Raw genomic sequence first — 25,197 nt, forward strand, 5'->3', positions numbered from 1 at the left:
AGGCCTTGTGCAAGCGCGGCCTTTAAAGTACATCTGTGCGGATTCAAAATCCGCCGCCTTTACGGGTGTGCCAGTTCGAGTCTGGCCACCGGCACCAACATCAAAGGCCTAGCGTTTATCGCTAGGCCTTTTTTTGTGCCTGCCTCTCAAGCCGTGCTGATGTTTTTGCCCGCGATGCTCTCCCCTAATCCCGGGAAGAACGGGATTACCCCGCCTTTTTGCAGGTTTATTTCCTGCTTTTTTATGAAATACTCGGATCAATTTTTTTATGGCTGCTCGTCATCCACGACGGATGAGAGCGCTAAGGCGGTCAACGCCAGACTTACATAAAAACGTTTGGCGCAACGCGCTTGCGAATCTTTAGTGGAGATGTGCTCAATGGCGAAGTCATCAGCCGATATGCTTAAGTCAACGCGGCCCGGAGTTATGAGTGGCCATCTGCTCAACGGTGTCAGGGTCAGCCATCAAGAAGCCCAAAGCGACTGGGACTCACTGGCCAATACGCGTGACGACGTGGTGCGTATCGACGTTCCGGCCGATCCTCAAGAGCGCATGGCCTTCGTTCGTCGTTGGATGGCCAACAACCAAAAAGCATTGAAGCAAGGGGGGATGGCCGCGACGTTGGTGCTGCCGTTACTCGCACAGCAGGCGCTGGCCGACCAAATGGTCGCCGTCAATGATCTACAAGGGGTGGCGGAAGTGATTCGCCAACCTAACGGTAGTCTAACGCTCATCATGAACAGCGGTCAGCGTATCGACATGGCCGCCGCGGATGTGGCGCTGGAAAACGGCCGTGTCGTCGTCGATATCGATTCGCTGATGGAGCTACTGGGCAATGATAGCGGTCTTCTCGTCCCGCTTAGCCAGCTTCCTGACGTACAAACCTGGGAGCTATTGCCCGACGGCAATGTCTTGATCACCCGTCCCGACGGCACGCAAATGGTCATCGAGCGCGGCGCGCTGGTCCAGCAGGGCGATCTATTTCTCATCAGTCCTAGCAATGCCCTTCAACAAGGCATTGCCAGCGGCGAAGATTTCGGCAACTTATTATTCGTGCCTAGCGCGTCTTTCGCCAATCAGCCGTCGAGCACCAGCAGCTTCCCGAGTACCGCAAGCAGTAGTAGCGAGCCAGTCAGCTCGTTTGGTGATATTCCCCCCTGGCTGTATGTCGGCGGCGGCGCCATTGCGGTAGGGGCTGCCGCTGCGGGCGGTGGAGGCGGCGGTGGCGGTGGTGATGGTGGTCCTGCCACCATCAGCGGCTATGTGGTCGATGGGTATATTTCCGGGGCCACCGTGACGCGTGCCGTCAACTCGAATCAAGTCACCACGAATGACGATGGCTTCTTCAGTGGTTTGCAGGGCAGCGGTATCTTGACTGCCACTGGTGGTGTAGATATCTCCACAGGGTTGCCGTTTACCGGCGTATTACGGGCACCGGAAGATGCGACGGTGATTACCCCGTTGACCACCCTGATGGTGCAGCTCTCGCAACAGTTCGGCTTGAACGATGCTGATGCCCAAACGGCGATCAAAACGGCGCTTGGCCTCGACCAGCGAATCGATCTGATGACGACAGATCCGTTGGCAGAGGCATCGCCTAATCTGGATCTGCTCATTGCGGGTGTCAAAGTGGCGAGCCTGTTGGCCATGGTGGCCACGGCAGGGATTAGCAGTGCCGATGCGCTCTCGCGGCTGGGAACTGCCTTCAATCAAGCGAGCGACGCTGGCCGGGAGTTGACCAATCAGGAAATGGCCGATGCGTTGGGCCTTCCTTCCATTGCTGGCCAAGTAAAGCAGGCACTGGACGCCATCGATAACGCCAGTGACGGCCTTAATATCGATGCCTACCGAGACGGCAACAATAACCCGCTTCGGGACGCGCAAAGAAATGCTCAAGACCCGAATAGCGACCTTTCCGACACGATCGGTACCCGTGCCGAGGTACCTTATCTAACGCTACAACAAGCAGTGGCGCTGGCGGCCAATGACGAACTGCCAGCGAACTACTTGATCAACCCCAATCAGCCGTTTGCGGCAGGCACGTTGGGGTTGACGGCTGCAGGCAACCAGCTGGCGCTGGTCGAAACCGTGCTGGCGGGCGACTTCGATGTGGCGACTGCCCCCATTGCATTAGGCGATATTTATACGTGGTCGATTCGCGCGGATGCCGAAGATGTGTTGGTGAGCGGTGGTCTAGGTCGCCCTGAGGTCGTTGGGGCGCAAAGCGTGACGCTCACTAACACCACCATCCGTCCTGATCAGTTCGCTGATCTCAATACCTTGGATAATTTCGACCTGGGCAGCACGGTCGTGCCGTACACGTTGGAACAAGCGTTGGCGACCGACGTAATGCCTGCTAACTACACGCTCAACCCAAGTAGGCCTTTCTCCGCGGGTGACTTAACCGTGCGCGAGGCTGCTGAGTTGATCGATAGCACGCGTGTGCTACTGGATCTCGCCCAAAACACTGACAGCGACAATCTCACCCGTGATCTGCTCCTAGAGTGGAATATCGTCGATAGCCTTGCCACGATTTTAGGAACGCCCTCCGCACGCCCACAAATTGCCGAAGCCAATAGCATCAGCGTGACGGAAGCGATCATTACCCCTGCGCAGTTCGTACAGCTCAATGCGTTGCCTAACTTCGTGCTCGGCGAGACCGAGGTCGATTACACGCTGGCCGAAGCGCTGGCTGCCGATCCTCTCGCCAGCAACTACATCATCGATCTACAAGAAGTACTCAGTGCAGGCACGGTGACCGTCGCCCAGGCGGAAACTGCGTTTGCCGATGTTAGCCGGGTGTTGGAAGGCGCGAATAATCAGCCGCCGCTCACGCTGTTCGAGTGGGTCATTCGCGATACAGCAGACGCTATCATCGCCGACCTGGATCAAGGGCACGTGACCGAGGCGAACCAAGTCTCGGCCAGCAACCGAGTGATCTCGTCGGCTCAATTCGACCAGCTCAACACGCTGGACAACTTCGAGCTGGGTACGACCATCGTTCGCTATACGCTGGAAAACGCCGTCAATGCAGATGAGCTAGCCGCCAATTACGACATCGACACCACCGTGCCCTTTGAAGCTGGTGAGGTCAGCGTCGACGCCGCCGCCACAACGCTGGCAGCGGTAGAACGAATCCTCGATGGCGCCCTTAACACTCAAACACCCAACGCCGATGCGCTGTTCAACTGGACGGTCGTCGACAGTGCGTCCGCCATTCTCGCGGCAGGTAACGTTCCTCATCTCACTCGAGCAGATGCAGTCAACGTTAGTGACGACATCATTACGATTGCGCAGTTCGAAGCGCTAAGCACAGCGGATTTCAACTACATTCGCCTCGGTGAGCTAGTGGAATACACGTTGGCTAACGCCATCTCTGTCATCGATGCTGGCAATGGCCCCCTGGTTGTCGACTATGTGATCGACCTGGAAACATCGTTCAACGACGTTTGGACCGTCGCCCAGGGAGCGAGCTATTTCGCCATTATCGCGGGTGCAGAGAACCGCACTGCGCTACTCGGCAGTGATGCAGTGGTGTGGCAGGTCGAAGACAGCATTGGCAACCTGCTCGACGGAATCAGTAACGTCAACGCGGGTGATACTGCGTTTGGCGACGATGCTGTTGTGAACGCCCAAACGGTGCGTGTGACAGGTACCACCATCACTCAAGCTCAGTATGAAGAGCTATTGGGGGTGTTAGGGAATACGCTGCGCTTAGATGCCGGGGAAAGTGCAGTCAAAACTACTGTCACCTATGCGAACCTGAACGCAGCCGTGGGTGCCGAGGCTGAGGGTGTACTCGCTCCCAGTGAGTTTTACTCCATTACAGGCAACACGCCCTATACAAACCCCAATGGCCCGTTGAGTGTCGCCAATGCGCTGACGGATATTGAAACCGTCAAGAGCATTCTTGAAGGTTCTACCAACCGCAATGCCGCCAATTTTGAAGCTTTTTATAATTGGAACATCACCGATTCTGCCAGCAATATTCTGGCTGTCATTGAGAGCAGTACAAGCGGCATTCCAGAAGTACTTGAAGGCGCAGATAGTATCTTTGCGGCCAATGGTGGCGCAGATGGCAACATTCTGGCCGCTGAGTATGATGCCTTGGTCAATGGCCTGGGTGAAGGCGGCTTTGATTATAACTTAGTGGTGTACACGTTAGCTTACGTGTTCGATAACACAGACAACAGTTTTGCGGCTCCAGGCGACTTGGCCAACGACTACTTCTTCTCTGAAGATCAGTTCGATATAAACGAGGGTTTGGGCGTTGACAGTGAAATTGATATAGCAACTGCTGAAGCGTATATTAGCGATGTAAGGGATTTGATTGCAGGAAGTGTGCCTGAATATAGGGGAGTGGAGTTAACGGCGATCTATCAGTGGTCTGTTGTTGATAGTTTTGCGGCTATTAACGCTGATCTAAATAGAGAAGTGTTGGTAGAAGCTTACAGAATCAGGTTGACGGATGCAGCCATTACGTCTGCTGATTATGAAAGCTTAGTAAATGCCTATACCCTCGTCGAAGGTAATAATCCTGATTCTGAAGGATTCGTGTTAGGGGAAACAGTTGTCGAATACACTGACATGTCTGATGCAGTGCGTGCGGTAAAATCTGATGTTTTAGCGCCCGTAGATAGTTTTATTTTGGTTGATAGTAGTACGCCTTACGTTGCCGGGCAGCTATCTGTGCAAGATGCTGCTGCAGAGTTGACAGATGTGCGAACGGTTCTAAACGGAGCGTCTGGTCTCGAAAATAACGATGGCAACGTTCAGGCATTATTCAATTGGACGGTTACCGACAGCGCCAGCAATATTATACAGGCAATCAATCAGGCACATGTTTTATTGGCAGAAAGTGTCACGGTTACGAATAATCAAATTACGTATGCGCAATACCAATCGTTAGTTGCGCTAGATAATTATGACTATCAATCGGATCCGATTGAAGTGCTTTATACCATCCAGCAAGCTTTGGGCGTGTTGGAGGCGAGTGAGCCGCTTGATAAGTCAGGCGAAGGCGACGATGTTAGTTATGCTATCGTTGTGCCTCAAAGTCCTTTTGATGCGGGGATCTTCGATGTTCAAGGTGCTCAAGCATTAGTGCAAAACACTAACGCGGCAATTGATGGCGCGAGCAATAGTGATCAACTTCAGCTTGATAGCTTAATTAATTGGTCTATTCGAGATGCGGCATCAGTGTTGCTCGATTTAGTGAGCTCAAATGAAGAATGGCTGAGTGGTGCTGATGTTGTTTATGCTGATCTTGATGAAGGAAATAATTTCCTGACTTTTGAAGATTATGTGTCATTAAGAGACTCTGGCGCATTTAGTTTTGACATTGATGATACGCCTGTGCAGTTTAGGTTGACCTCGGGCATAGTCGACGGAACCAGAGAGCTGACTGAGTTTTATTACGTTAACGAAGACACAGATTTCCTGGATTTAGAAGACTTGACGGTTCAAAGGGCAAGCGCGGATATAACGAATATTAGAGCGTTCCTAGACGGTGCTGTTAATCAGCCTCCAGAAGGCGGGCAATGGAATGTGCGTGAGTTTGCAACATGGAATATTGTTGATGAGCCTGGCAGCATAATAAATGCTATAGGTACAGATGCGGTAGTGCTGGCCGAAAGTGTTAGTTTAGTGGCAAACTCAGGTGTAACTGAGACGCAGTACTTAGAGCTTAGTGAATTAGATAACTTTGTTTTTGACAATGTATACACTTTGGAGGACGCACTGGCAGGTGCAGATGTCAGCGGTGATTACGTTATCGATGCAAACGTTCCTGTCGTTTACGATTGGCTGTCGGTTAGTCAAGCCGAAGAAATTAGAAGCGACATAGTGAATATCATTGATGGCGCTATCAATCAAAGCGATTTTGCTGAAGACTTAACAAGTATTTTCAAATGGCAGATACAGGATGAATTTGCTAATGTTAGATCTTTAGAGCAAGAGTTTGTTGTTCAAAACGCCTCTAATATTAGACTTACAGACAACACTATTAACGGCAATCAAAATGAGGAGATGATTGATGCGTTTGGCAATCGCTATCAATCTATAGATGGCCAAGTGGCCGAGCTTGGCTCGGCTAGAGAATTGCCCTCAACCTCAACCGAAGGCACGCCTTATCTCATTACCAACTTCACTACAGGTGCGGCAGGTGATGCCTTTCGAATTGGGGATGAGGCGACAGAAATTCCGGGCCTACGAGGTGGAGTTAGTGCTGACTTCGCCAAATATGATGATGCTCAAGCATTCAATGATGGTTCTAGCGATATAGCCTTTGCTGTTTTTACAACGGCTGAATTTTTTAACGATGGAACGGGGTTATTGGCAAACTTGAGCTTAGTCAATGACGAAGTTGTGTATCTACTAGCGGGTAATGGCGATACGGTTGAGATCAATGATGATGCTCAACTATTCCGAGTAGAGCAGACTGATACAGGTTTCGATACTCAGTTACTAGCCAACTTCGAAAACCTGGATCTCAATAACTTCCTCGATGACAACTGGAACACCAATTACTCCATTACCTAATGCATGACTAAGCAAACCCCCAGCAGCTGCAAGGCTGCTGGGGGGCTGTTCCCCCCGCACTAACACCACCCAGACGCGCCCTTTCTGTTGTTGAATGCCGCCAAGCGTCGTATAAAGGCGGTGCTTTATGGCATATCAACGCAATAACATACCTCTCTTCGCTGGAGATACCCCCATGGGCGTGACCTATCACGAAAGCAATGCGCGTATGAGCCAAGTGGCCATTCATAACGGTACCGTCTACCTTGCGGGCCAAGTGCCGGCGGATGCCACGGTGGGCATGCGTGGGCAAACCGAGCAGGTGTTGGCGCGTATCGATGAGCTGCTGGCGCAGGCGGGCACCTCGAAAGAACACTTGATCTCTGCCCAGGTGTGGGTCACCGACATGGCCGAGTTCGCAGAAATGAACGAAGCGTGGGAAGCCTGGGTAGTGCCGGGTCGCCCGCCGGTGCGCGCCGCGTTGGAAGCCAAGCTGGCCAAGCCCGAGTGGAAAGTGGAGATCATGGTCATCGCGGCACTGCCCGACGCCTGATCGGTTATCTCAAGGCAGTAGCGAGGGGGCGTTAACCAAGCGTTAACGCCCCCTCGCTTTTTATTCCGCGATCGTTTTATAGTGGAGTCTTCTTCTCACACTTCCCGAACGGTACGGTCATGTCCCAGTTCGAGCTGCATAGCCGCAACCTAGCGCAAGAACAGGTGGCACACACTCACGATTTTCACCAGTTGATACTGGCGACGTGTGGCGTGACTGAACTCTCCATGGAAGGCCAAGGGGAGCGGGTAACCGCTCGTCGAGGCTGCCTGATCCCCTCGGCCCGCCATCATGAGTACCAAGGCGATGGCAGCAATCGAACGCTGGTGCTGGATATCCCTGTGCAGCACTTGGCCACGCTGGAAAAAGGCAGTGAGATCGAGCGCTTATTCGATAAGCCGCGCTTCTTTACCGTGCCCCCCGCCCTGAATCAACTGACTCATGCGCTGGCGCATCAGCTGGATCAGTGCCCGGCGCTGCAAAACGAAATTGCCGTTCTGCTGCTGCGGGCGCTCTATATGTACCTGCACGATGCGCCAAAACAGACGGCTGACCAGCTCGGGGTTCGCTGTATTAGCGAGCGGCTGGATTTAGAGCGCTTGGATGCCTGGCTAGACCAACATCTGGCAGATGACATACGTGTCGAGCAGCTAGCAGCCCTGTGTGCATTGAGCCCTGGGCACTTTCACAGCTGTTTTCGTGAATTAACCGGGGTGACGCCGCTGGCCTATGTGCAGCGCAGGCGGCTAGAGCATGCGCGCACGCTGGTACGACATAGCGCGCTAAGCCTTGGCCATATTGCCATGCTGGTGGGCTTTCGCGATCAGGGCAGCTTTTCCCGCGCCTACCGGCGCTACTTTGAGATTTCCCCCTCATCTGACCGCTAATGGCTGACGTCCCTGTCTGCCTGACTTGCGGGCAAATTTACCCGAGTTTCGGGCAAGCACACGCCAAGGCATCGTCGTAGTCTCAAGAGGAACCCCACCTTCCTTGGAGAGACCCCATGGGCGTGACCTATCAAGACAGCAACCTCCGCATGAGCCAAGTCGCCGTGCATAACGGCACGGTCTATCTCGCAGGCCAAGTACCCTCGGATGCCACCGCCGATATGCGCGGACAAACGGAGCAGGTGTTAGCACGTATCGACCAACTGCTGGCCCAGGCAGGCACCTCTAAGGAGCAGTTGATCTCGGCGCAAATCTGGGTCACCAGCATGGCGGAATTCGACCAAATGAACCAAGCCTGGGATGCCTGGGTCGTGCCTGGTCGCCCACCGGTGCGTGCTGCGGTAGAAGCCAAATTGGCCAAGCCCGAGTGGAAGGTGGAAATCATGGTCATTGCTGCGCTGCCGGAGGCTTGATATGCAGGTCGTTTCGGCAGCGGAAGTCGCACAGCATCTCACTTGGCAGGGCGTCATCGACCGTTTGCGGCATACCTTTGTGAACGGAGTGGAGTCACCACCGCGCCACCATCACGCCATGCACCGGCCAGACGGCGAAGCCACCATGCTGCTGATGCCCGCCTGGGAAGCTGCTGGCTATATCGGTGTGAAGATGGTCAACGTGTTTCCGCAAAACGCCGAGCACGGTGTTCCGGCTATTTCGGGGCTTTACTTGCTCAGCGAAGGCAAACACGGCCAGCCGTTGGCGTGTATCGATGGCAGCGAACTAACCCGCCGCCGTACCGCCGCTGCTTCGGCGCTGGCGGCTCAAGCATTGGCCAATGAAGATGCCGACACCCTGCTAGTGGTGGGTACCGGCAAACTGGCCCCGATGGTGATCGAAGCCCACGCCAGCGTGCGCCCCATCAAACGGGTGCTGATATGGGGCCGTAACCCCAATAAAGCCGCCGCGATTGCCGAGGAGTATGCAGACCGCTTTGCTACTCAGGTGGTAGACGCGTTACCCGACGCTGTCGCGGAGGCCGATATCATCAGCTGTGTGACGCTCTCCACCCAACCGATCATCAAAGGCGAATGGCTCACGCCGGGTACGCACGTGGATTTAATCGGCGCGTTTCGCCCACAAATGCGCGAAACCGATGCCGCGTGTTTAGGCCGTGCGCAGGTGTTCGTAGACACCTACGCAGGCGCAAAAGGCGAAGCGGGGGATATTCTGCAGGCCATCGAGGAGGGCGCTTTTCAGTTTGACGCCATTCAAGCGGAGCTGGCCGAGGTGCTGTCCGGGGCCAAACCAGGGCGCTCGGGTAAGGAGGCCATCACGCTGTTTAAATCGGTAGGCGCCTCTCTTGAGGATCTCGCCGCCGCCATCGAACTATGGGAGTCACTGCCCAAGCATCATTCATAAAACCACGCTGCAGGCCTGGCCAGACAACAACAATAAAGGCCGCTACGCCAGCAGCACTGCAACGCCAGTCATAACGAAGACCATCAATAACCAAAACGAGGTGTGTTATGAACGCTAAGCGCTCTTTACTCTTCACTGCCCTAGCAGCCCTCCCGCTGGCCATTGCCAGCAACACGGCCCAGGCCCAATCTTATGAAATGGTGATTGCGACCCAACTTCCGGAGGATATGAGCAACAACGAAATCTATCCGGCGCTGGTGCATTTTAAGAATCTCGTGGAAGCCCGCACCGATGGCGATCTCGAAGTGACGATCTTCGGCGGTGGCCAGCTCGGTTCTGAAGTAGAAAATGGCTCGGAAGTGCAGGGTGGCCGTACGTTACAGTCCACCATCATGTCTGCCGGGGCCATGTCGTCGTTCTATGGCGACTACCAAGCGGTGACCGCGCCGTTCCTCTTTACCAGCTGGCGGCAGGCGTGGACGTTCTTCGATAGCGAGTGGTTTGCCGACTTTATGTCGGGCACCGTGGAGGCCGCAAGCATGCGCTATCTAGGTACCTTCGATGACGGCGGCGGCTTCGTGGCTTTCACCAACAACGTCCGCTTGATCGAGACCCTGGAAGACCTAGAAGGGCTCAATATTCGTACTGAAGAGAACCCGGCCCACGTTGCCATCATGCGCTCGCTAGGCGCCTCCGCGACGCCACTGCCCTGGGGCGAGCTGATCACCGCACTGGAAACCGGATTAGCCGATGGCCAGTTCAACGCGCCGGTGCTCAATACCACGTTCAACTTCGATGCGGTGACCGACTACACCACGCTCACCGGGCATGTGTATAACAGCGCGCCCTGGATGGTGAGCGAGTCCTGGTACCAATCGCTGCCGGAATCCCATCAGCAGGCGGTAATTAGCTCGGCACGGGAGGCTATTCAGCTCAGCCACGGCATGTCGGGCGCCCTTGCCACCGCCAGTTGGGTCGAGTCATGCGAGCGTTTCGAGGCCTGCTATCTGATGCCCGATGCCGAACGTGAGCGCATGGCCGAGATTGCCCGCCCCGCCTGGCAGGAGTGGATCGTCAATGACTTCGGAATGGACGAAGCGCGTGTGCAGGGCCTGCTGGATGAGGTCGAACGCGTGGGCCAGCAGCTAGCGGAAGATGATCTGCGAATTTACGGACAATAACGGTAATCAACGCTGGGGCCTTACGCCCCAGCGTGAGGAATGGCCATGGGCGTTTTGACTCCTTTACGTCGCGTGAGCGATCTGGTCAATCAGGTCGCTATCGTGGTGTGTGTAGGCTGTATTTTGGCGATGCTGGGCATCTCTTTTACCGCATTTTTATACAAACTGATCACGGGCAGCACGCTGAGCTGGACCTACTCGCTTGCGCGGCTGTTCCTACCTTGGATTGGTTTTCTTTCGATGACGATTTCACTGCGCTATGGCGAGCACGTCGCCATGACACTGCTGGTACGCAGCCTGCCAAAAGTGATGGTGCAGGTGGCCGCCGGGCTCTGCCTAGCGGTGATCGGCCTATTTGCACTCTTGCTCACCTGGTACGGCTGGGACTACTTCACTAGCGCCACCCAGGTGTACATGGTCTCTGACCAAATCCGCATTCCTAGCAAGGTCACTGCCATCGTGGTGCCGATAAGCGGCGTGATGATGCTGCTGCACTTGGTGCATGGGTTTGCACTGCTGGAACACTTTATGGACGAGCAGGACGTGATTGGCGAGCTTATCGACACCGCTGATAGGGAGCACCGCTCATGACACCTGCGATCATTGCGTTCGTCGTCCTGCTACTGATTGGCGCGCCGGTAGCCGTCGTGATGGCGATGTCCGGGTTGGCGGGCGGTTTTGCCATTGGCGGCGAACGGATGCTCGGCATCATCGCCGACCGTATGTTCTCCGGCGTTTCCGGCTTTCTGCTGATCGCCGTACCCTACTTCATTTTCACTGCTGAGCTAATGAACCAGGGCGGGCTAACCCACAAGCTGATTGCCTTCAACAATGCGCTGTTTGGCCGAGTACGGGGCTCGCTTTCTCACGTGAACATTTCGGTCTCGGTATTCTTTGCGGGCCTCACGGGGGCAGCGGTGACCGATACGGTGGCCATCGGCAAAATCATGATTCCCGAAATGAAAAAGCAGGGGTACGACGCGGAGTATGCGGCGGCAGTGACTGCATGCTCGTCGATCATCGGGCCGATCATTCCCCCCAGCGTGGTGATGGTGGTCTACGCTACGTTGCTGCGGGATATTTCGGTCATCGACTTGTTTGCCGGTGGAATCATCCCTGGCTTGCTAATGGCCTTGGCATTGTTGGGCGTCAGCTTCTTTTTAGCCTGGAAGCGCAACTACCCGAAGCAGGCACCCACGCCGTTTAAGATGGCGATCATGTCGTTCGTGCTGGCACTACCCGCGCTGGTGGTACCGCTGATCATTCTGGGCGGCATTCTCTCAGGCCTCACGACCATTACCGAAGCGTCGGGGTTTGCGGCGGTGTACGCCATCGTGATCGGCGTGGTGTTCTACCGGAACCTGACGTGGCGAAAAATCTGGGAGGCGCTCGTCACCACCGTGCGCTTTTCTGGGGTGGTGTTTTTCCTGCTGGCCACCTCGGCTGTGCTGGGCTGGTTCGTGACCCGCTCCGGTATCGCTCGGGATGCGGCCAGTATCATCACCACCTTTAGCGATGCGGCCTTCGTGCAGCTGATGCTGGTCTGCCTGCTGCTTCTGGTGGTGGGAACGGTGATGGACGTACTGCCCGCGCTGGTGGTCATTGCGCCAGTGCTAGTGCCCGCGATGATTCAGCTTGGCTTTGATCCGCTCCACTTCGCTATCCTGATGATCGTGGCGCTCAATATCTCTAACGTTACACCGCCGGTGGGAATGACACTAATGACGGCCGCGCGAATAGCCGAGGTGCCCTACGAACGGGCCATCGTGGCATCGCTGCCGTTTTACGTCTCGTTCTTGGTGGTGATCGTGCTGCTGGCGGCCTTCCCGGCGCTCTCCACCTGGATACCGTCACTGCTGTGACTAGCTAAGGACTGCGACTCATGAAGTGTTTTTACCACCCTGACCAAGCGATGCATGCGCCGCCTACCTTCCTGCTACGTGGCCAGCCCGCCGCCTCGCCAGAGGGCCCGGTGCGTGCCGAGCTGCTAACGCAGGGGTTAGCGAAGGCTGGCTTAGTGCTCACTGCGCCAGTGGAGTCAGACTCTCCCACGCTGCGTAAACGCCTGGAGCAGATTCATACGCCGCGTTATTTGACGTTTCTCGAAACGATCTACGCCCGCTGGCAGGCGCTGCCCAATGCCGCCGAGTTCGTGGCACCCAATATTCACCCCTGCGGCGGCGGCTTCCACTATCCCCGCCATCCCATTGGGCAAGCGGGCTGGCACCTGCACGATATGGCTTGCCCGCTTAGCGCGACCAGTTTTCAAGGCGCACTGGCCTCCGCCGCCACTGCCCAGGCAGCCGCTGAAGCCGTGCTGGCGGGGGAGGAAGTTGCCTATGCGCTATGCCGCCCGCCGGGCCATCACGCCGGGCCGGAGCGGGCTGGCGGCTTTTGTTTGCTGAATAACTCGGCGCTGGCCGCCACCGTGCTGCGCGAACGTTTTGCCAAGGTGGCGATCATCGATGTGGACCTGCACCACGGTAACGGCACCCAGGATATTTTCTACGCCAGGGGCGACGTATGGACAGGCTCGCTGCACGCTGACCCGAGTGATTTTTATCCCTTTTTCTGGGGCGGCGCGGACGAAGAGGGCAGCGATGAAGGTGTAGGGGCCAACGTCAATCTCCCTCTGCCGGTGGGCAGCGATGGCGAGGTCTATTTGGATGCCCTGGCGATCCTGATCGACCACCTGCAGCGCTTTGAACCGGATGCCGTCGTGGTGGCACTCGGACTCGATGCCCATAAAGAGGACCCGCTCGCGGGCCTCAACGTGGAAACCGAGGCGTTCATCGAGGTGGGAAAACGCCTGCGAGCGCTCGCGCTACCCACGGTCATCGTACAGGAGGGTGGCTACCCCACCGAGCATTTAAGCGCCAACCTGGCGGCCTTTATGCAGGGGTTTAACGTATGATCAGCACCGGTTTCTATTGGCACGAGCGCTGCTTTTGGCACGATCAGGGTGCCATCGGCGTATTCTCTGCGCCGGGCGAATTTCTGCAGCCCCAAGCCGCCTCGGAAAGCCCCGAGAGTAAGCGGCGGTTGAAAAATATCCTGGAAGTCAGCGGGCTGATCGACGAGCTGCACGTGGTCAAGCCCCCCGCTGCCACGCTGGCCGACCTTAAGCGTTTTCATACCCCGTGCTACCTGGATGAACTGCAGGCAGGAGACAATGCCCAGGGCGGCAATGGCGGCGACTGCGCGCCTTACATGCCGGGCAGTTGGGCGGCGGCGACGCGCTCAGCAGGGTTGGCCATTGCCGCTGTGGAGGCCGTGGCGCTGGGCGAGGTGGCTAACGCCTATGCGCTGTGCCGCCCGCCGGGCCACCATGCCGAAGCCGACCAGGGCCGAGGGTTCTGCCTGTTGGGCAATATTCCCGTGGCGGTGCTGCGTGCTCGCGCCCTTGGCCAAGTCAAGCGCGTGGCGATACTCGATTGGGACGTTCACCACGGCAACGGCCAGCAGGCGGCGTTCTATCACGACCCCGATGTCTTCACCGTTTCCATACATCAAGCGGCCAACTACCCGCTGGACACCGGTGGTTTCGATGAGCAGGGCGAAGGAGCCGGGATAGGCGCCAACCTGAACCTGCCGCTGCCTCCTGGCTGTGGCCTGGGGGCCTATGCGTATGCCATGGAAACGCTGGTGCTGCCAGCGCTGGAAGCGTTCGCCCCCGACCTGATCGTGGTGGCCTGTGGCTATGATGCCTGCGCCAAAGACCCGCTCGGCAAGATGCTGCTCAACAGCCAAGCCTTCGCCACCATGACGGCCCACGTCATGGCCGTGGCAGAACGCTGCTGCAACGGCAAGCTGGTGATGGTGCATGAGGGCGGCTACTCCGAAGGTTATGTGCCGCTCTGCGGTCACGCGGTGATCCAAACCCTCGCGGGCAGTCACACGGCTGTGTTCGACCCGCAAAACGACGAAATTGCCGCCTGGGGCTACCAAGCGCTGCAGCCGCATCAGCAGGCGCTCATCGATGGCTGGCAACGACAGTGGGAGACAATGACCCGATGACACCGCTTTATGATCGTGACGGCTGGATTTGGCAGGATGGCCAGTGGCTGGCCTGGCGGGACGCCAAAGTGCATGTGTTCACCCATACGCTGCACTATGGCATGGGCTGTTTTGAAGGCGTGCGCGCCTACGCAGGGCCGCAAGGCCCGCAGCTGTTTCGGGTGGCGGAGCACACGCGAAGGCTAGTGGAAAGCGCCCACGCGCTGGATATTCCGCTGCCGTTTAGCGAAGCCGAACTGATCGATGCTCAGCGTGAGAGCCTGACCAAAAACGGGCTAAGCAGCGCCTATTTAAAGCCCACCGTGTTTCTAGGCGCGGAAGGCCTGGGGCTGCGTGCACAAGGGCTGACCACTCATGTCATGATTGCCGCCTGGGATTTAGGGCCCTACCTTTCCCCGCACGCAGCGTCCCACGGACTGCGCGCCTTGACCTCTTCCTGGGCGCGCCATCACGTCAACATCAGCCTTTGCCGTGCTAAAACCAGCGGCCACTACGTGAATTCGATGCTGGCGCTCAACACGGCAGTCAAAGCGGGCTTTGATGAAACCATCATGCTCGACCCCGAAGGCTATGTGGCCGAGGCCTCGGCGGCGAACGTCTTTTTACTGCGCGATGGCGTGCTACACACCCCGGAAGTGACCTCCTGCCTGCAGGGCATCACCCGAGATAGCGTCATTCAACTGGCCCGGGATGTGTTGGGCATCGAAGTCAAAGAACGGCGCATTACCCGCGACGAACTTTACACCGCCGATGAGGCATTTTTGACCGGCACCGCCGCCGAAATTCTGCCGCTAAGAGAGCTGGATGGGCGCAGAATCGGCACTCGCGCCGGGGCGCCGCCCCTTAGCGAGCCGATGGCGGCGAATAGCGTGACGGCCCAGCTGCAGCATCTTTATCGCCAAGCAGTGCGCGGCGAGTTAGACGCCTACCGGCACTGGCTAACACCGGCATAACGGTGGCTGATCGCTTTTTAATCGCCCCGGCATCGCACCGGGGCAAACGGCGCTAGCCGTGCTGCTGAAGCGCTTTTTCCAGCGTGGCCAATCTGCCGGGTGCCAACGCGTCTTCGACCGCTGTAATCCGGATCACGTTGGCCAATTCCGGGTGGGCGAGGCGGGCTACCAGCACGCCCTCGGCCAACAGCTCCTGATGCACCGCCGCCGCCAACTCCGCGCTGGGTAGCCGAATGCCGACGAAGTTCGTCGCGCTGGGCAGCACGTCGGCCCCCAGGCCGATAAAGTGCAGCGCCAGCTGCTCGCGGCGGGCTTTCACCGCTTCGATGTGCTGGCGTACTTCGTCGGGGTGATCGAGCACGACTTCAGCCGCCGCCTGGGTGAACGACGACACCGCGTAGTGAATACGCACTTTCATCATCATCGCCAGTACGTCGGGCTCGGCAATCGCGTAGCCAATACGCATGCCGGCCAGGCCGTGGGCCTTGGAGAGCGTACGCAGGCGAATCACACCCGGCAGCGCCTTGCCGAGGAACTCGCTGCCCGCGTCGTCACGAAAATCGCCGTAGGCCTCGTCCAGCAGCAGCCAGCATGCCTCCGGCAGCGCCTCGCGCAGCTTGAGAATCGCGCTATCGCTATGCAGGTGGCCGCTGGGGTTATCGGGGTTCGCTAGATACACCAACCGCGCCTCTTCTTGATGGGCGGCGGCTGCCAGCGCTTCTAAATCCGGGGCGAGCACGCCGGGGGCTTCATGGTAGCTGGGCTCGATCAACCGGCAGCCCTGGCCTTGGGCGAAGTAACCAAACGTGGGGTAGGTGCCTGCGGTGCTCACCACCGCATCGCCCGCCGTGCAGGTGGTGCGCAGCGCCAGGGCGATCAGGCTATCGGCACCGGCATCCACCAGCAGATGCTCCAGCGGAATGTTCTGCTGTGCGCTCAAGCGCTGGCGTACCCCCAAGGCCTCGGCATCGCCATAGCAGTACACGTGCTGTGCCACCGCGTCGCCAAAGTGCTCCCGCAGGGCGCGGTGGGGCATGTCTAACCCCTCGTTAGAGCCCAGCCGGTGCGGAAGCTCCCGGCCAAGTTTCCGCTCCAGCACTTTAATGCCCGGGAAAGGGTTGTGGGGACCTTCGCCTGTAAGGTGCGCGGGGTAGCGGGGCGTTGTATGCGAGGACATGGGCGAATCCTAACTATAAAAGTGGTTAACTTAAAATCTTACCGCGATTCAGTAGCCGGTATGGGTCAAGCGCGTGCTTTAGCGTCTGCATCAGGTCGATTTCCTCGGTAGAGCGGCAGGTGCTGAGCCAGGGACGTTTCTCCAGGCCGATACCGTGCTCTGCAGAGACCGAGCCGCCCAGCGCGGCCAGCGGTCGATAGACCATGGCCTCTACCTCGCGGCGAACCGACAGCTCGGCACTGCCCGCGCTGACGGAAATATGCAGGTTGCCATCGCCTAAATGACCAAACACCACCAGTCGTGCGTCGGGCCAGCGTTGGGTCAACTGCGCTTCCAGCGCATCGGTATAGCGCTGCATTTCGGCAATCGGCAGGCTGACATCGAAGGTCAATACGGGGGCAAGGCCTTTGACCAGGCCTTCGATATCCTCGCGTATCGCCCACAGGCCGTCGCGCTGGGTGCTCGACTGCGCCAGGACGGCATCGACGATCAGTTCGCTCTCCAGCGCGCTTTCCAAGGCGTCACGAAACTGGGTAGCGTTACGCTCGGCGTCGCTGCCTAGCGATTCGATGATCACATAGAAAGGGTGCTCAGGGGCAATCGGTGGAGCGTGGCGGCCAAGCGTTTCCGTCAGCAAACGGTAGTGGTTCTGCCACATGACTTCGAAAGCGCCCAAGCTGCCGCCCAGCGCTTTCCCCATCTGGCTGAGCAACTCTGTCAGCGCTTCAAAGGAGGGGCAGGCGACCATGGCGGTTTGTTCAAAAGGCGTCGGGGGCTGCAAGCGCAGCACGGCGCGGGTAACGATCCCCAGCGTGCCTTCGCTGCCGATGAAGAGCTGCTTTAAATCGAACCCGGCGTTGTTCTTCAGCATCCGGTTCATGGAGCTGACCACCCGGCCGTCGGCCATCACGGCCTCTAGCCCCAGCACCTGTTGGCGCATCATGCCGTAACGAATCACCCGCACGCCCCCGGCGTTGGTGGCGATATTGCCGCCGATGGTGCAACTGCCCCGCGCGCCCAAATCCAGCGGGAACTGTAGGCCCACCTCTCTGGCGGCTTCCTGTACCCGCTGCAGCGGTGCTCCTGCTTGCACGGTCAGCGTCCCGCCCACGCGGTCTATCTCTTCGATGGCCGTCATGCGTTCGAGGGAAATCACCAGCTCGTCGGGGCATGCTTCGGCGCCGTGCACCAGCCCAGTCAAACCGCCGTGAGTCACGATTGGCTGCCTTGACTCATGGCAGGCGTGCATCACCGCCGAGAGCTGTTCGGTATCCGCCGGCCGAACGATAGCGCCTGCTTGGCAGGGCGCACCGGTCATCCAATCCTCACGCCGACTGCTCACATCGTCGCCGGTCAATACATGAGGCGCGCCGACGATGGCACGCAGCGTTTTCAGGGGTATTTGCATGTGGGTTCCTTCGCCTATCGTGTCCATTTCGTCAATCACGCGGTGGCGGCCACGGGCGCTTCGCGCCCTGGAATGGCGTCGAGCAGGTCTTGGGTATACGCCTCACGCGGGGCGAGAAAAATCTGCTCGGCGCTGCCTTGCTCGACGATACGGCCGTGTTGCATCACCACGATGCGGTCACACAGCTGGGCAGCGACGCGCAGGTCGTGGGTGATGAACAGCAGCGAAAGCGACAGGCGCTGTTTCAGTTCCTCCAGCAGCTCCAGCACCTGGGCTTGAATGGAGACGTCGAGGGCGGAGACGGCTTCGTCGGCAACGATCAGTTCCGGGTTGAGCGCTAGCGCTCGGGCGATGCCGATCCGCTGGCGCTGGCCGCCGGAAAATTCGTGGGGATAGCGCTCCACGGCGCTGGCGCCCAGGCCCACCATATCGAGCAATTCTCCCGCCTGTTTCAGTGCGGCGGCCTTCGGCGTGCCGTTTGCCATCGGCCCTTGGGCAATCGCCATGCCCACCTTGGTGCGTGGGTTGAGCGAGGCGTAGGGGTCTTGGAAGATCATCTGCACCCGGTGGCGCTCGCGGCGCAGCGCGTCGCCTTTTAGCTGCGAGAGGTTGACGCCGTCCAGCAGCAGCTCGCCGCTATCCGGATGCTCCAGGCGCACCACGCAGCGGCCCAGAGTCGATTTCCCCGAGCCGGATTCGCCCACGATACCCACGGTTTCCCCCCGGGCGAGCGTGAGCGATACGTCATTCAGCGCATGTACCTCGCGGGCAGGCTTGAACCAGCCGCCTCGCGAGCGGAACACTTTTTGCAGCCCCTTGATTTCCAGCAGCGGCGCTACATGGCCGATGTCGCGGTGGGGCGGCACCGCATTGCTGGGAATGGCCGCAATCAGCGCCTGGGTGTAGGCGTCTTGAGGGTTCTCCAGCACCGAGCGGGCGTCGCCCAGTTCGACGATCTTGCCGTGGCGCATCACGCAAACGCGGCTGGCAATCTCGGCCACCACGCCAAAATCGTGAGTAATAAACATCACGGCCATGCCGCGCCGCTGCTGCAGGTCGCGAATCAGCTCCAGAATCTGCGCCTGGGTGGTGACATCCAGCGCTGTGGTGGGCTCATCGGCAATCAGCAGCGTGGGCTCCAGCGCCAGCGCCATGGCGATCATCACTCGCTGGCGCTGGCCACCGGAAAGCTCGAACGGGTAGGCGCGAATGGCTTTCTCCGGCTGCGGAATACCGACTTCGATGAGCAGTTCCAGTGCGCGGGCCTGGCGCTCCTTGGGGGTAAGCTGGCCGTGGGCTTCGAATACCTCGGCAATCTGTGCGCCGATGCGCATCAGCGGGTTCAGGGCGGTCATCGGCTCTTGGAAAATCATGCCGATTTTCAACCCGCGCAGGGTGCGGTGCTGCTTTTCCGTCATAGCGAGCAGGTCCTGCCCTTCGAACAGCACTTCGCCCTGGGTGGCGTTCACGCCTTTGGGCAGTAGGCCCATGATGGCGTTCGCCGCCATCGACTTGCCGGAGCCCGATTCTCCCACCACGCACATGATTTCTCCGCGCATGACCTCGTAGCTCACGCCCTCGACCGCGAGTGCTCGGTCGGCCCCTCTCGGGAGGCCAATGCTCAGTTCGCGAATGCTGAGGACCGTTTCTGTAGTGACATCCGTCATGGGGAGCTCCTAGCGTTCGCGGGAAAGTTTCGGGTTAAGGGCGTCGTCGAGTCCTTCGCCCACTAGGTTGAGCGCGAGCACCGTCAGGAGGATGGCCAAACCAGGAAAGAAGCTTAGCCACCACGCCTGACGAATGACCGTTCGCGCCGCCCCAATCATGTAGCCCCAGGACATCACGTTGGGATCGCCCAAACCGAGAAATGACAGCGCCGACTCCAGCAGGATCGCGGTGGCCACCATCAGCGAGGCCAGCACGATAATCGGCGATAATGTATTGGGCAGAATCTGGCGGAGAATGATCGTGCTATTGGACTGGCCCACCAAGCGGGCGGCTTCGACATACTCACGGTTGCGCAGCGACATGAACTCCGCGCGCACCAAGCGCGCCACCGGCGGCCAGCTCACAATTGCAATCGCCAGGACGATCGAGGTGACGCTGGGCTGCATGATCGCCACCAGGACGATGGCCAGCGCAAAGTTGGGAATCGTCTGGAAGAACTCGGTAAAGCGCATCAGCGCGTCGTCGACCAAGCCCCCGTAGTAACCGGCAATGGCCCCCAGGGGAACGCCAATCAATAAAGCAACGCAGGTGGATACCAGCCCGATCAATAGCGAGACCCACGCCCCATGCATCAGGCCCGCCGCCACGTTTCGGCCCATGGTGTCGGTGCCCAGCAAAAAGCCCTCCTGGGAGAGCGGCGGCAAAAAAGGCCGCTGCACCATGCGCCAGGGCGATTCAGGAAACAGCACGGGGGCCAGCACCGCCATGGCAATCATCAGCAGCAGAATGACCAGCCCTACGAGGGCCCCACGGTTCTGCGCAAAGCGTGCGAAAAAGCTCATGACGCCCCCTTGATACGCGGATCGGCCAGGCGATACACCACGTCAGTGATGATGTTGAAGACGATGACCAGCGCCGCCGAGAAGAAGAAAATGCCCAGCAGCAGGTTGTAGTCCCGCTGCTGCAGCGCTTCGAACATCAGGCGGCCGATACCGGGCCAGGCAAACACGGTTTCGGTCAGGATCGCCCCGCCCACCATTTGCCCGGCCTGCAGGCCCGCCAGCGTAATGATGGGAAGCAGAGCGTTGCGCAGCACGTGGCGGCGCTGAATGACCCCCGGCTTGAGCCCTTTGGCCCGCGCCGTTTTGACATAATCCTGCTGAGCGGCATCCAGCATGGAGGTGCGCGTCATGCGGGTATAAATCGCCATGAAAAATAGCGCCAGCGTGGTGGCGGGGAGCACCAAGTGTTTAGCCACATCGAGCACCAGCGCAAACCCTGTGTGGCCCGCGCCCACGGTATACAGCCCGTAGGCGGGCAGCCAGCCCAGGTAAACCGAGAACACCACCACCGACATCAGCGCCACCCAAAACAGCGGCGTGGCGTAGAACACCAGCGCTAACGCCATGATCAGCGAGCCGGACGGTTTCTTGACACGGGCGGCCGCCATGGAGCCGGCCACGATGCCCAACACCAGCGAGAGTACGAAGGCGGTGCCGGTGAGCAGTAGGGTGGCAGGTAAGCGATCCATGATCAGATCGAACACCGGGACGCCCAGCCGGTAGGAGTAGCCGAAATCGAGCATGGCGATACCCGATACATAGCGCCACAGCTGCACGTACATCGGCTGGTCGAGACCGAAGCGCTCGCGCAGCTGGTCGAGAAACTCCTGGTCGGCGGCACCGGCTTCGCCCGCCAGAATGGCGGCCGGGTCCCCGGGGGCCATTTGAATCAGTAAAAAGTTAAAAATGACGATGAGGAACAGCACAATCACGGCTTTGAACAGCCGCATCAGAACGAGGCGCGCATAAACCATAAGTCGTTTCCTGACGGATACCTTCGAGACATAGCTAACGAGCGATAGCTAAAAAAACCCAGGCAGCTCGCGCTACCTGGGTGGCTTGCCTAGCGATCTAACCAAGCATCTTTAAAGCCGTCGTTGACCCCCACGCCCGAGGTGACGAGGTTTTTCACATCACAGCGGTACAGCGTCGGGAAACCCAGTTCCATCAGCCAGCCGACCGGGACATCCTCATGCAAAATTTCCTGTACTTCGTGATACAGCGCTTCACGCTCTTCATCGGGGAAGGCGGTGGCGGCCGCGTTGAAAAGTTCGTCGACGCGCTCGTTTTCATAGCCTTCGACGTTATTCCAGGGCGAGCCCTTGGCGATGTTGTCGGACAGGTAAGTGCGTGAAATCCCCAGTGCCGGGTCGCCATACTGATAAAGGTAGGTAAAGGCCAGGTCGTAATCCCAATCGCCCAGGCGCTGGTTCCAGCCGCCCACGTCGGTGGCTTGGGTGCTGACGTTGATACCCACTTCACGCAGATTTTGTTGCACGGCTTCGGCCCAGCGGGTCCAGGTCTCGCCGTAGGGCAGCGGTAGGATGGTGATCTCCTCACCGTCGTAGCCCATTTCGTCGAGCAGCTCGCGGGCACGCTCAGGGTTGTGATCGTAGGGCTCCAGGTCGTCGTGTTGGAAACGCGCGTTAGAGCCAAACGCCGAGAGCGGTACGTTGCCCAGGCCGTTCCACAGCACGTCCTTGGCAAACTCGCGATCCATGGCGTACATGACCGCTTGGCGGAAGCGTTTGTCGGCGGTCGGGCCTTCACGGTTATTCATCCACAGCATGGCGAAGGGGCTGAAGTACTCGTGGCCTTCTTCGGTCATACAGACGTTATCCATGGCCGAGAGGCGCGGAATATCGAAGTTTTCTACGGTGCCGCTGGGCAAGACATCGATGGTACCGTTTTCGAACGCCACCGCGCGGGAGCCGCCATCGGGAATCACGTGCCAGTTGACGCCATCCAGATAGGGCAGCCCTTCTTCGTAGTAGTCGTCATTTTTGACCAGCTCGATGACGGTGCCGCGCTCCCAGTTGGCAAACTTGAACGGGCCCGTGCCAATGGGGTGGTCGTTATGCTCGTTATTACGGAAGTCGGTGCCCGCGTAGAGGTGCTCGGGCACCATGGTGAATGTGCCCGCCTCGAACGAGATCAGGAAAGGCCCGAATGGCTCCGTCAGTGTGAACACCACCGTGTGGTCATCGGTGGCCTCGATGCTTTCCACATGCTGTAACACGGCCCGCGCGCTGGGATTCAACTCACGGTGGAAAACATCGGCGGAGAACACTACGTCATCGGCGGTGAAGGGTTCACCGTCGTGCCAGGTCACGTCTTCCCGAAGATGAAACGTGTAAGTGCGCCCATCGTCACTGACCTCCCACGACTCGGCCAACTGCGGCATGGGTTCTAAATCCGTGGTGTAACGCAGTAGCCCCTCATAGATATTGCCCGCGACGGTGCGGGTAGGGGCGTTTTGAATCATGCCCAGCACCAGGCCCGGCGGCTCAGGCTGAATGATCGTATCGATGGTGCCGCCTGATTGGGGCTCTTGTGCAGTGGCGGCGGTGGAAAGGGCAAGCGCTGCAGCGGTAATGGCCAAAGCCAATGGTGTCTTCATGTTTCCTGCTCCTCGGTTATTAGCACGTAATGTGTTTACGTCGTCGTTAGGCGAGCGAGGCGTGACGGTAGAGACCGATTATGATGTTTGTTGGAGGTCCTCTTTGACCATAGCAGTGCTTGGTTAAACTGTCGACAGTCGTCAATCGGCCGTCGACAAAGAGCCCTTTTTTGTCATACTGAGCAGTATATGAATGATCGAGAGTGCACTTTATGGCCCCTCCGCTAGCAGCACCCAATACCTACATTCAGCAGCATAACCTTGTCGAGCAGGTGGCCGATTACTTAACGCAAGCGATTATTCAGCAGCACTTTTTACCCGGCGAGCGCCTGTCAGAAGTCCAGCTTTCCAAAGACCTGGGCGTGAGTCGTGCACCTGTGCGTGAAGCAGCACGTTTGCTGGAGAGTCGCGGCCTGCTGATCTCGAAACCACGGCGGGGGTTTTTCGTCCGGGCGTTGAATGCCGTTGAACTGGAAGACGTCTTCGATCTGCGGCTGTGCTTGGAGCGGCACGCCATCCAGCGTTTGGCCGAGCGTTACAGCGGCGAGGCTGAGCGCGCATTGAAGCAACAAGTAGAGGTGTTGTGCGAGGCGGCCGCCAGTAACGACGGGACGCGCCGTATCGAGGAAGACCTGCAGTTTCACCGCCTCATGTTGCACTACGCAGGCAACGAGCGGCTGCTGCGCGCCTTCGATAACCTGACCCACGAGCTGCGGCTATGTATCACGCTCATCACCAAGACCCACGAAGCCCCCGACACCATCGCCACCAGTCATTTCAAGCTGCTGGATGCCCTAGCCAGTGGCCAGGCGGCCACGTGCCGCGATGCCATCGATTACCACATCGGCGTCGCCCGCGATTTCGTGGTGAAAGGGGTGAGCGACAGCGGAGCCCCCTTACCATGAAGGCGTTCTTTCACGCGGATCAGGCGCTTCATCATCCGCAGACCTACTTCTCCCGGGGCAAAATGCGCACGCCTCAAGAAGTGCCCGAGCGCGCCATGCACTTGCTGGCCGCTGCCAAGCGGCTGGGCTTTGATATTCGGAGCCCTGCGGATCACGGCGTGGGGCCGATCAGGGCCGTGCACTCGCTGCCCTATCTGCGTTTTCTGGAAAGCGCTCATCGGCGCTGGCAGGCGGTGGGCGAGGATTGGGGGGAGGAGGTGCTCTCCAATATCTTCGTGCGTTCGCCCAACGCCCTACGCGGCATCCTGGCCGAAGCGGCGCGCTACCTGGCCGATGGCAGCGCGCCGGTGGGGCAGCACACCTGGCACTCGGCGTACTGGTCGGCGCAAAGTGCCGTGGCGGGTGCGGAGGCGTTACTGGCTGGGGAGCCTTTTGCCTATGCGTTGTCTCGCCCGCCGGGCCACCACGCGGGCATCGACTCTGCGGGTGGTTTCTGCTTTCTCAACAATGCCGCCATTGCTGCCCAGCATCTCACCGCACGGTTTCCGCGCATCGTCGTGCTCGACCCGGATATGCACCACGGTCAGGGCATACAGGAGATCTTCTACCAGCGCGACGATGTGCTTTATATCTCCATCCATGGCGATACCACCAACTTCTACCCGGCGGTCTCCGGTTTCGAAGAGGAGCGCGGGAAAGGGGCAGGGCTGGGCTACAACCTCAACCTGCCCATGCCGCACGGATCAAAAGAAGCAGTGTTCTTCGATAGGTTGGCGGACGCTTGCCAGGCCATTCGCCTGTTCGAACCCGACGCGCTGGTACTGGCGCTGGGGTTCGATATCTACGAGCGCGACCCTCAAGCCAAAGTGGCCGTCTCTACCGCCGGGTTTGCAGAACTTGGCCAAAGGGTAGCCAGCCTGAACGTGCCCACCCTGGTCGTGCAGGAAGGCGGCTACTACCTGGAAGGGCTGGAAGCCAACGCGGTGAGCTTTTTTGAGGGGTTGCGAGCACGCCGTTGATAGCGACCTGGAGATGACCCCCGCACGTT

The 25,197-nt window shown here is 58.6% G+C and carries 19 protein-coding genes; 13 read left to right on the forward strand and 6 right to left on the reverse strand.

The window, feature by feature from the left end; genetic code table 11:
• The first annotated feature begins 378 nt into the window (after window positions 1–378).
• The 11 genes from FRH_RS09185 (at window position 379) to FRH_RS09235 (ending at window position 15,529) form a co-directional block, all read left to right on the forward strand.
• A complete protein-coding gene (locus FRH_RS09185) occupies window positions 379–6,540 on the forward strand; it encodes a calcium-binding protein (RefSeq protein ID WP_281998138.1) in 6,162 nt (2,053 codons plus the stop codon).
• Between the two features lie 175 nt (window positions 6,541–6,715).
• A complete protein-coding gene (locus FRH_RS09190; RefSeq protein ID WP_016914906.1) occupies window positions 6,716–7,072 on the forward strand; it encodes a RidA family protein in 357 nt (118 codons plus the stop codon).
• Between the two features lie 119 nt (window positions 7,073–7,191).
• On the forward strand, window positions 7,192–7,959 hold the full coding sequence (locus FRH_RS09195) for an AraC family transcriptional regulator (protein ID WP_281998139.1): 768 nt from the start codon (window positions 7,192–7,194) through the stop codon (window positions 7,957–7,959).
• Window positions 7,960–8,075: 116 nt separating this feature from the next.
• Window positions 8,076–8,432, forward strand: a complete 357-nt coding sequence (locus FRH_RS09200; RefSeq protein WP_139525067.1) for a RidA family protein — start codon at window positions 8,076–8,078, stop codon at window positions 8,430–8,432.
• Window position 8,433: 1 nt separating this feature from the next.
• Complete coding sequence (locus tag FRH_RS09205; RefSeq protein ID WP_139525068.1) at window positions 8,434–9,378, forward strand: ornithine cyclodeaminase family protein; 945 nt, start codon at window positions 8,434–8,436, stop codon at window positions 9,376–9,378.
• 107 nt (window positions 9,379–9,485) lie between these two features.
• Complete coding sequence (gene dctP / locus FRH_RS09210; protein WP_281996737.1) at window positions 9,486–10,559, forward strand: TRAP transporter substrate-binding protein DctP; 1,074 nt, start codon at window positions 9,486–9,488, stop codon at window positions 10,557–10,559.
• Window positions 10,560–10,604: 45 nt separating this feature from the next.
• Window positions 10,605–11,150, forward strand: a complete 546-nt coding sequence (locus tag FRH_RS09215; protein ID WP_139525070.1) for a TRAP transporter small permease subunit — start codon at window positions 10,605–10,607, stop codon at window positions 11,148–11,150.
• Window positions 11,147–12,421 carry a TRAP transporter large permease gene (locus tag FRH_RS09220; RefSeq protein WP_281996738.1) on the forward strand — a complete coding sequence of 425 codons (1,275 nt, stop codon included), beginning with the start codon at window positions 11,147–11,149 and terminating at the stop codon, window positions 12,419–12,421. The genes FRH_RS09215 and FRH_RS09220 overlap by 4 nt, the downstream gene beginning before the upstream one ends.
• A 20-nt stretch (window positions 12,422–12,441) precedes the next feature.
• Window positions 12,442–13,473, forward strand: a complete 1,032-nt coding sequence (locus FRH_RS09225; RefSeq protein WP_281996739.1) for a histone deacetylase family protein — start codon at window positions 12,442–12,444, stop codon at window positions 13,471–13,473.
• Complete coding sequence (locus FRH_RS09230) at window positions 13,470–14,576, forward strand: class II histone deacetylase (protein WP_281996740.1); 1,107 nt, start codon at window positions 13,470–13,472, stop codon at window positions 14,574–14,576. The genes FRH_RS09225 and FRH_RS09230 overlap by 4 nt, the downstream gene beginning before the upstream one ends.
• Window positions 14,573–15,529: a branched-chain amino acid transaminase gene (locus FRH_RS09235; protein ID WP_281996741.1), complete on the forward strand. Its 957-nt coding sequence runs from the start codon at window positions 14,573–14,575 to the stop codon at window positions 15,527–15,529. The genes FRH_RS09230 and FRH_RS09235 overlap by 4 nt, the downstream gene beginning before the upstream one ends.
• A 52-nt stretch (window positions 15,530–15,581) precedes the next feature.
• On the opposite strand, the gene FRH_RS09240 is transcribed toward FRH_RS09235, so the two are convergent.
• From FRH_RS09240 to FRH_RS09265, 6 genes are all read right to left on the reverse strand, one after another.
• Window positions 15,582–16,706: a histidinol-phosphate transaminase gene (locus tag FRH_RS09240; protein WP_281996742.1), complete on the reverse strand. Its 1,125-nt coding sequence runs from the start codon at window positions 16,704–16,706 to the stop codon at window positions 15,582–15,584.
• A 25-nt stretch (window positions 16,707–16,731) separates the two neighbouring features.
• Window positions 16,732–18,114: an FAD-binding oxidoreductase gene (locus FRH_RS09245; RefSeq protein ID WP_281996743.1), complete on the reverse strand. Its 1,383-nt coding sequence runs from the start codon at window positions 18,112–18,114 to the stop codon at window positions 16,732–16,734.
• 35 nt (window positions 18,115–18,149) lie between these two features.
• A complete protein-coding gene (locus tag FRH_RS09250) occupies window positions 18,150–19,781 on the reverse strand; it encodes an ABC transporter ATP-binding protein (RefSeq protein ID WP_281996744.1) in 1,632 nt (543 codons plus the stop codon).
• Between the two features lie 9 nt (window positions 19,782–19,790).
• Window positions 19,791–20,624, reverse strand: a complete 834-nt coding sequence (locus FRH_RS09255; protein ID WP_281996745.1) for an ABC transporter permease — start codon at window positions 20,622–20,624, stop codon at window positions 19,791–19,793.
• Window positions 20,621–21,598, reverse strand: a complete 978-nt coding sequence (locus tag FRH_RS09260) for an ABC transporter permease (protein ID WP_139525078.1) — start codon at window positions 21,596–21,598, stop codon at window positions 20,621–20,623. The genes FRH_RS09255 and FRH_RS09260 overlap by 4 nt, the downstream gene beginning before the upstream one ends.
• A gap of 89 nt (window positions 21,599–21,687) precedes the next feature.
• Window positions 21,688–23,244 carry an ABC transporter substrate-binding protein gene (locus tag FRH_RS09265; protein ID WP_139525079.1) on the reverse strand — a complete coding sequence of 519 codons (1,557 nt, stop codon included), beginning with the start codon at window positions 23,242–23,244 and terminating at the stop codon, window positions 21,688–21,690.
• A 212-nt stretch (window positions 23,245–23,456) separates the two neighbouring features.
• Here FRH_RS09265 and FRH_RS09270 point away from each other — a divergent pair, with 212 nt between their 5' ends.
• Both FRH_RS09270 and FRH_RS09275 read left to right on the forward strand, forming a co-directional pair.
• Complete coding sequence (locus FRH_RS09270) at window positions 23,457–24,149, forward strand: GntR family transcriptional regulator (protein WP_062373147.1); 693 nt, start codon at window positions 23,457–23,459, stop codon at window positions 24,147–24,149.
• The gene (locus tag FRH_RS09275; RefSeq protein ID WP_281996746.1) at window positions 24,146–25,168 is read left to right on the forward strand and encodes a histone deacetylase family protein; all 1,023 of its coding nucleotides are present in this window, start codon (window positions 24,146–24,148) and stop codon (window positions 25,166–25,168) included. The genes FRH_RS09270 and FRH_RS09275 overlap by 4 nt, the downstream gene beginning before the upstream one ends.
• The last annotated feature ends 29 nt before the right edge of the window (window positions 25,169–25,197 follow it).

Origin of the sequence: Halomonas sp. A020 (assembly GCF_027943625.1) — a bacterium.
Taxonomy (GTDB): domain Bacteria; phylum Pseudomonadota; class Gammaproteobacteria; order Pseudomonadales; family Halomonadaceae; genus Vreelandella; species Vreelandella piezotolerans.

What these genes read in the sequence shown, in the direction of transcription:
- FRH_RS09240 (WP_281996742.1), bottom strand. Translation starts at nt 16,706, where the DNA reads ATGTCCTCGCATACAACGCCCCGCTACCCCGCGCACCTTACAGGCGAA.
- FRH_RS09255 (WP_281996745.1), bottom strand. Translation starts at nt 20,624, where the DNA reads ATGAGCTTTTTCGCACGCTTTGCGCAGAACCGTGGGGCCCTCGTAGGG.
- FRH_RS09220 (WP_281996738.1), top strand. Translation starts at nt 11,147, where the DNA reads ATGACACCTGCGATCATTGCGTTCGTCGTCCTGCTACTGATTGGCGCG.
- FRH_RS09270 (WP_062373147.1), top strand. Translation starts at nt 23,457, where the DNA reads ATGGCCCCTCCGCTAGCAGCACCCAATACCTACATTCAGCAGCATAAC.
- FRH_RS09245 (WP_281996743.1), bottom strand. Translation starts at nt 18,114, where the DNA reads ATGCAAATACCCCTGAAAACGCTGCGTGCCATCGTCGGCGCGCCTCAT.
- FRH_RS09265 (WP_139525079.1), bottom strand. Translation starts at nt 23,244, where the DNA reads ATGAAGACACCATTGGCTTTGGCCATTACCGCTGCAGCGCTTGCCCTT.
- FRH_RS09260 (WP_139525078.1), bottom strand. Translation starts at nt 21,598, where the DNA reads ATGGTTTATGCGCGCCTCGTTCTGATGCGGCTGTTCAAAGCCGTGATT.
- FRH_RS09190 (WP_016914906.1), top strand. Translation starts at nt 6,716, where the DNA reads ATGGGCGTGACCTATCACGAAAGCAATGCGCGTATGAGCCAAGTGGCC.
- FRH_RS09195 (WP_281998139.1), top strand. Translation starts at nt 7,192, where the DNA reads ATGTCCCAGTTCGAGCTGCATAGCCGCAACCTAGCGCAAGAACAGGTG.
- FRH_RS09275 (WP_281996746.1), top strand. Translation starts at nt 24,146, where the DNA reads ATGAAGGCGTTCTTTCACGCGGATCAGGCGCTTCATCATCCGCAGACC.
- FRH_RS09235 (WP_281996741.1), top strand. Translation starts at nt 14,573, where the DNA reads ATGACACCGCTTTATGATCGTGACGGCTGGATTTGGCAGGATGGCCAG.
- FRH_RS09230 (WP_281996740.1), top strand. Translation starts at nt 13,470, where the DNA reads ATGATCAGCACCGGTTTCTATTGGCACGAGCGCTGCTTTTGGCACGAT.
- FRH_RS09225 (WP_281996739.1), top strand. Translation starts at nt 12,442, where the DNA reads ATGAAGTGTTTTTACCACCCTGACCAAGCGATGCATGCGCCGCCTACC.
- FRH_RS09200 (WP_139525067.1), top strand. Translation starts at nt 8,076, where the DNA reads ATGGGCGTGACCTATCAAGACAGCAACCTCCGCATGAGCCAAGTCGCC.
- FRH_RS09185 (WP_281998138.1), top strand. Translation starts at nt 379, where the DNA reads ATGGCGAAGTCATCAGCCGATATGCTTAAGTCAACGCGGCCCGGAGTT.
- FRH_RS09215 (WP_139525070.1), top strand. Translation starts at nt 10,605, where the DNA reads ATGGGCGTTTTGACTCCTTTACGTCGCGTGAGCGATCTGGTCAATCAG.
- FRH_RS09205 (WP_139525068.1), top strand. Translation starts at nt 8,434, where the DNA reads ATGCAGGTCGTTTCGGCAGCGGAAGTCGCACAGCATCTCACTTGGCAG.
- FRH_RS09250 (WP_281996744.1), bottom strand. Translation starts at nt 19,781, where the DNA reads ATGACGGATGTCACTACAGAAACGGTCCTCAGCATTCGCGAACTGAGC.
- dctP (WP_281996737.1), top strand. Translation starts at nt 9,486, where the DNA reads ATGAACGCTAAGCGCTCTTTACTCTTCACTGCCCTAGCAGCCCTCCCG.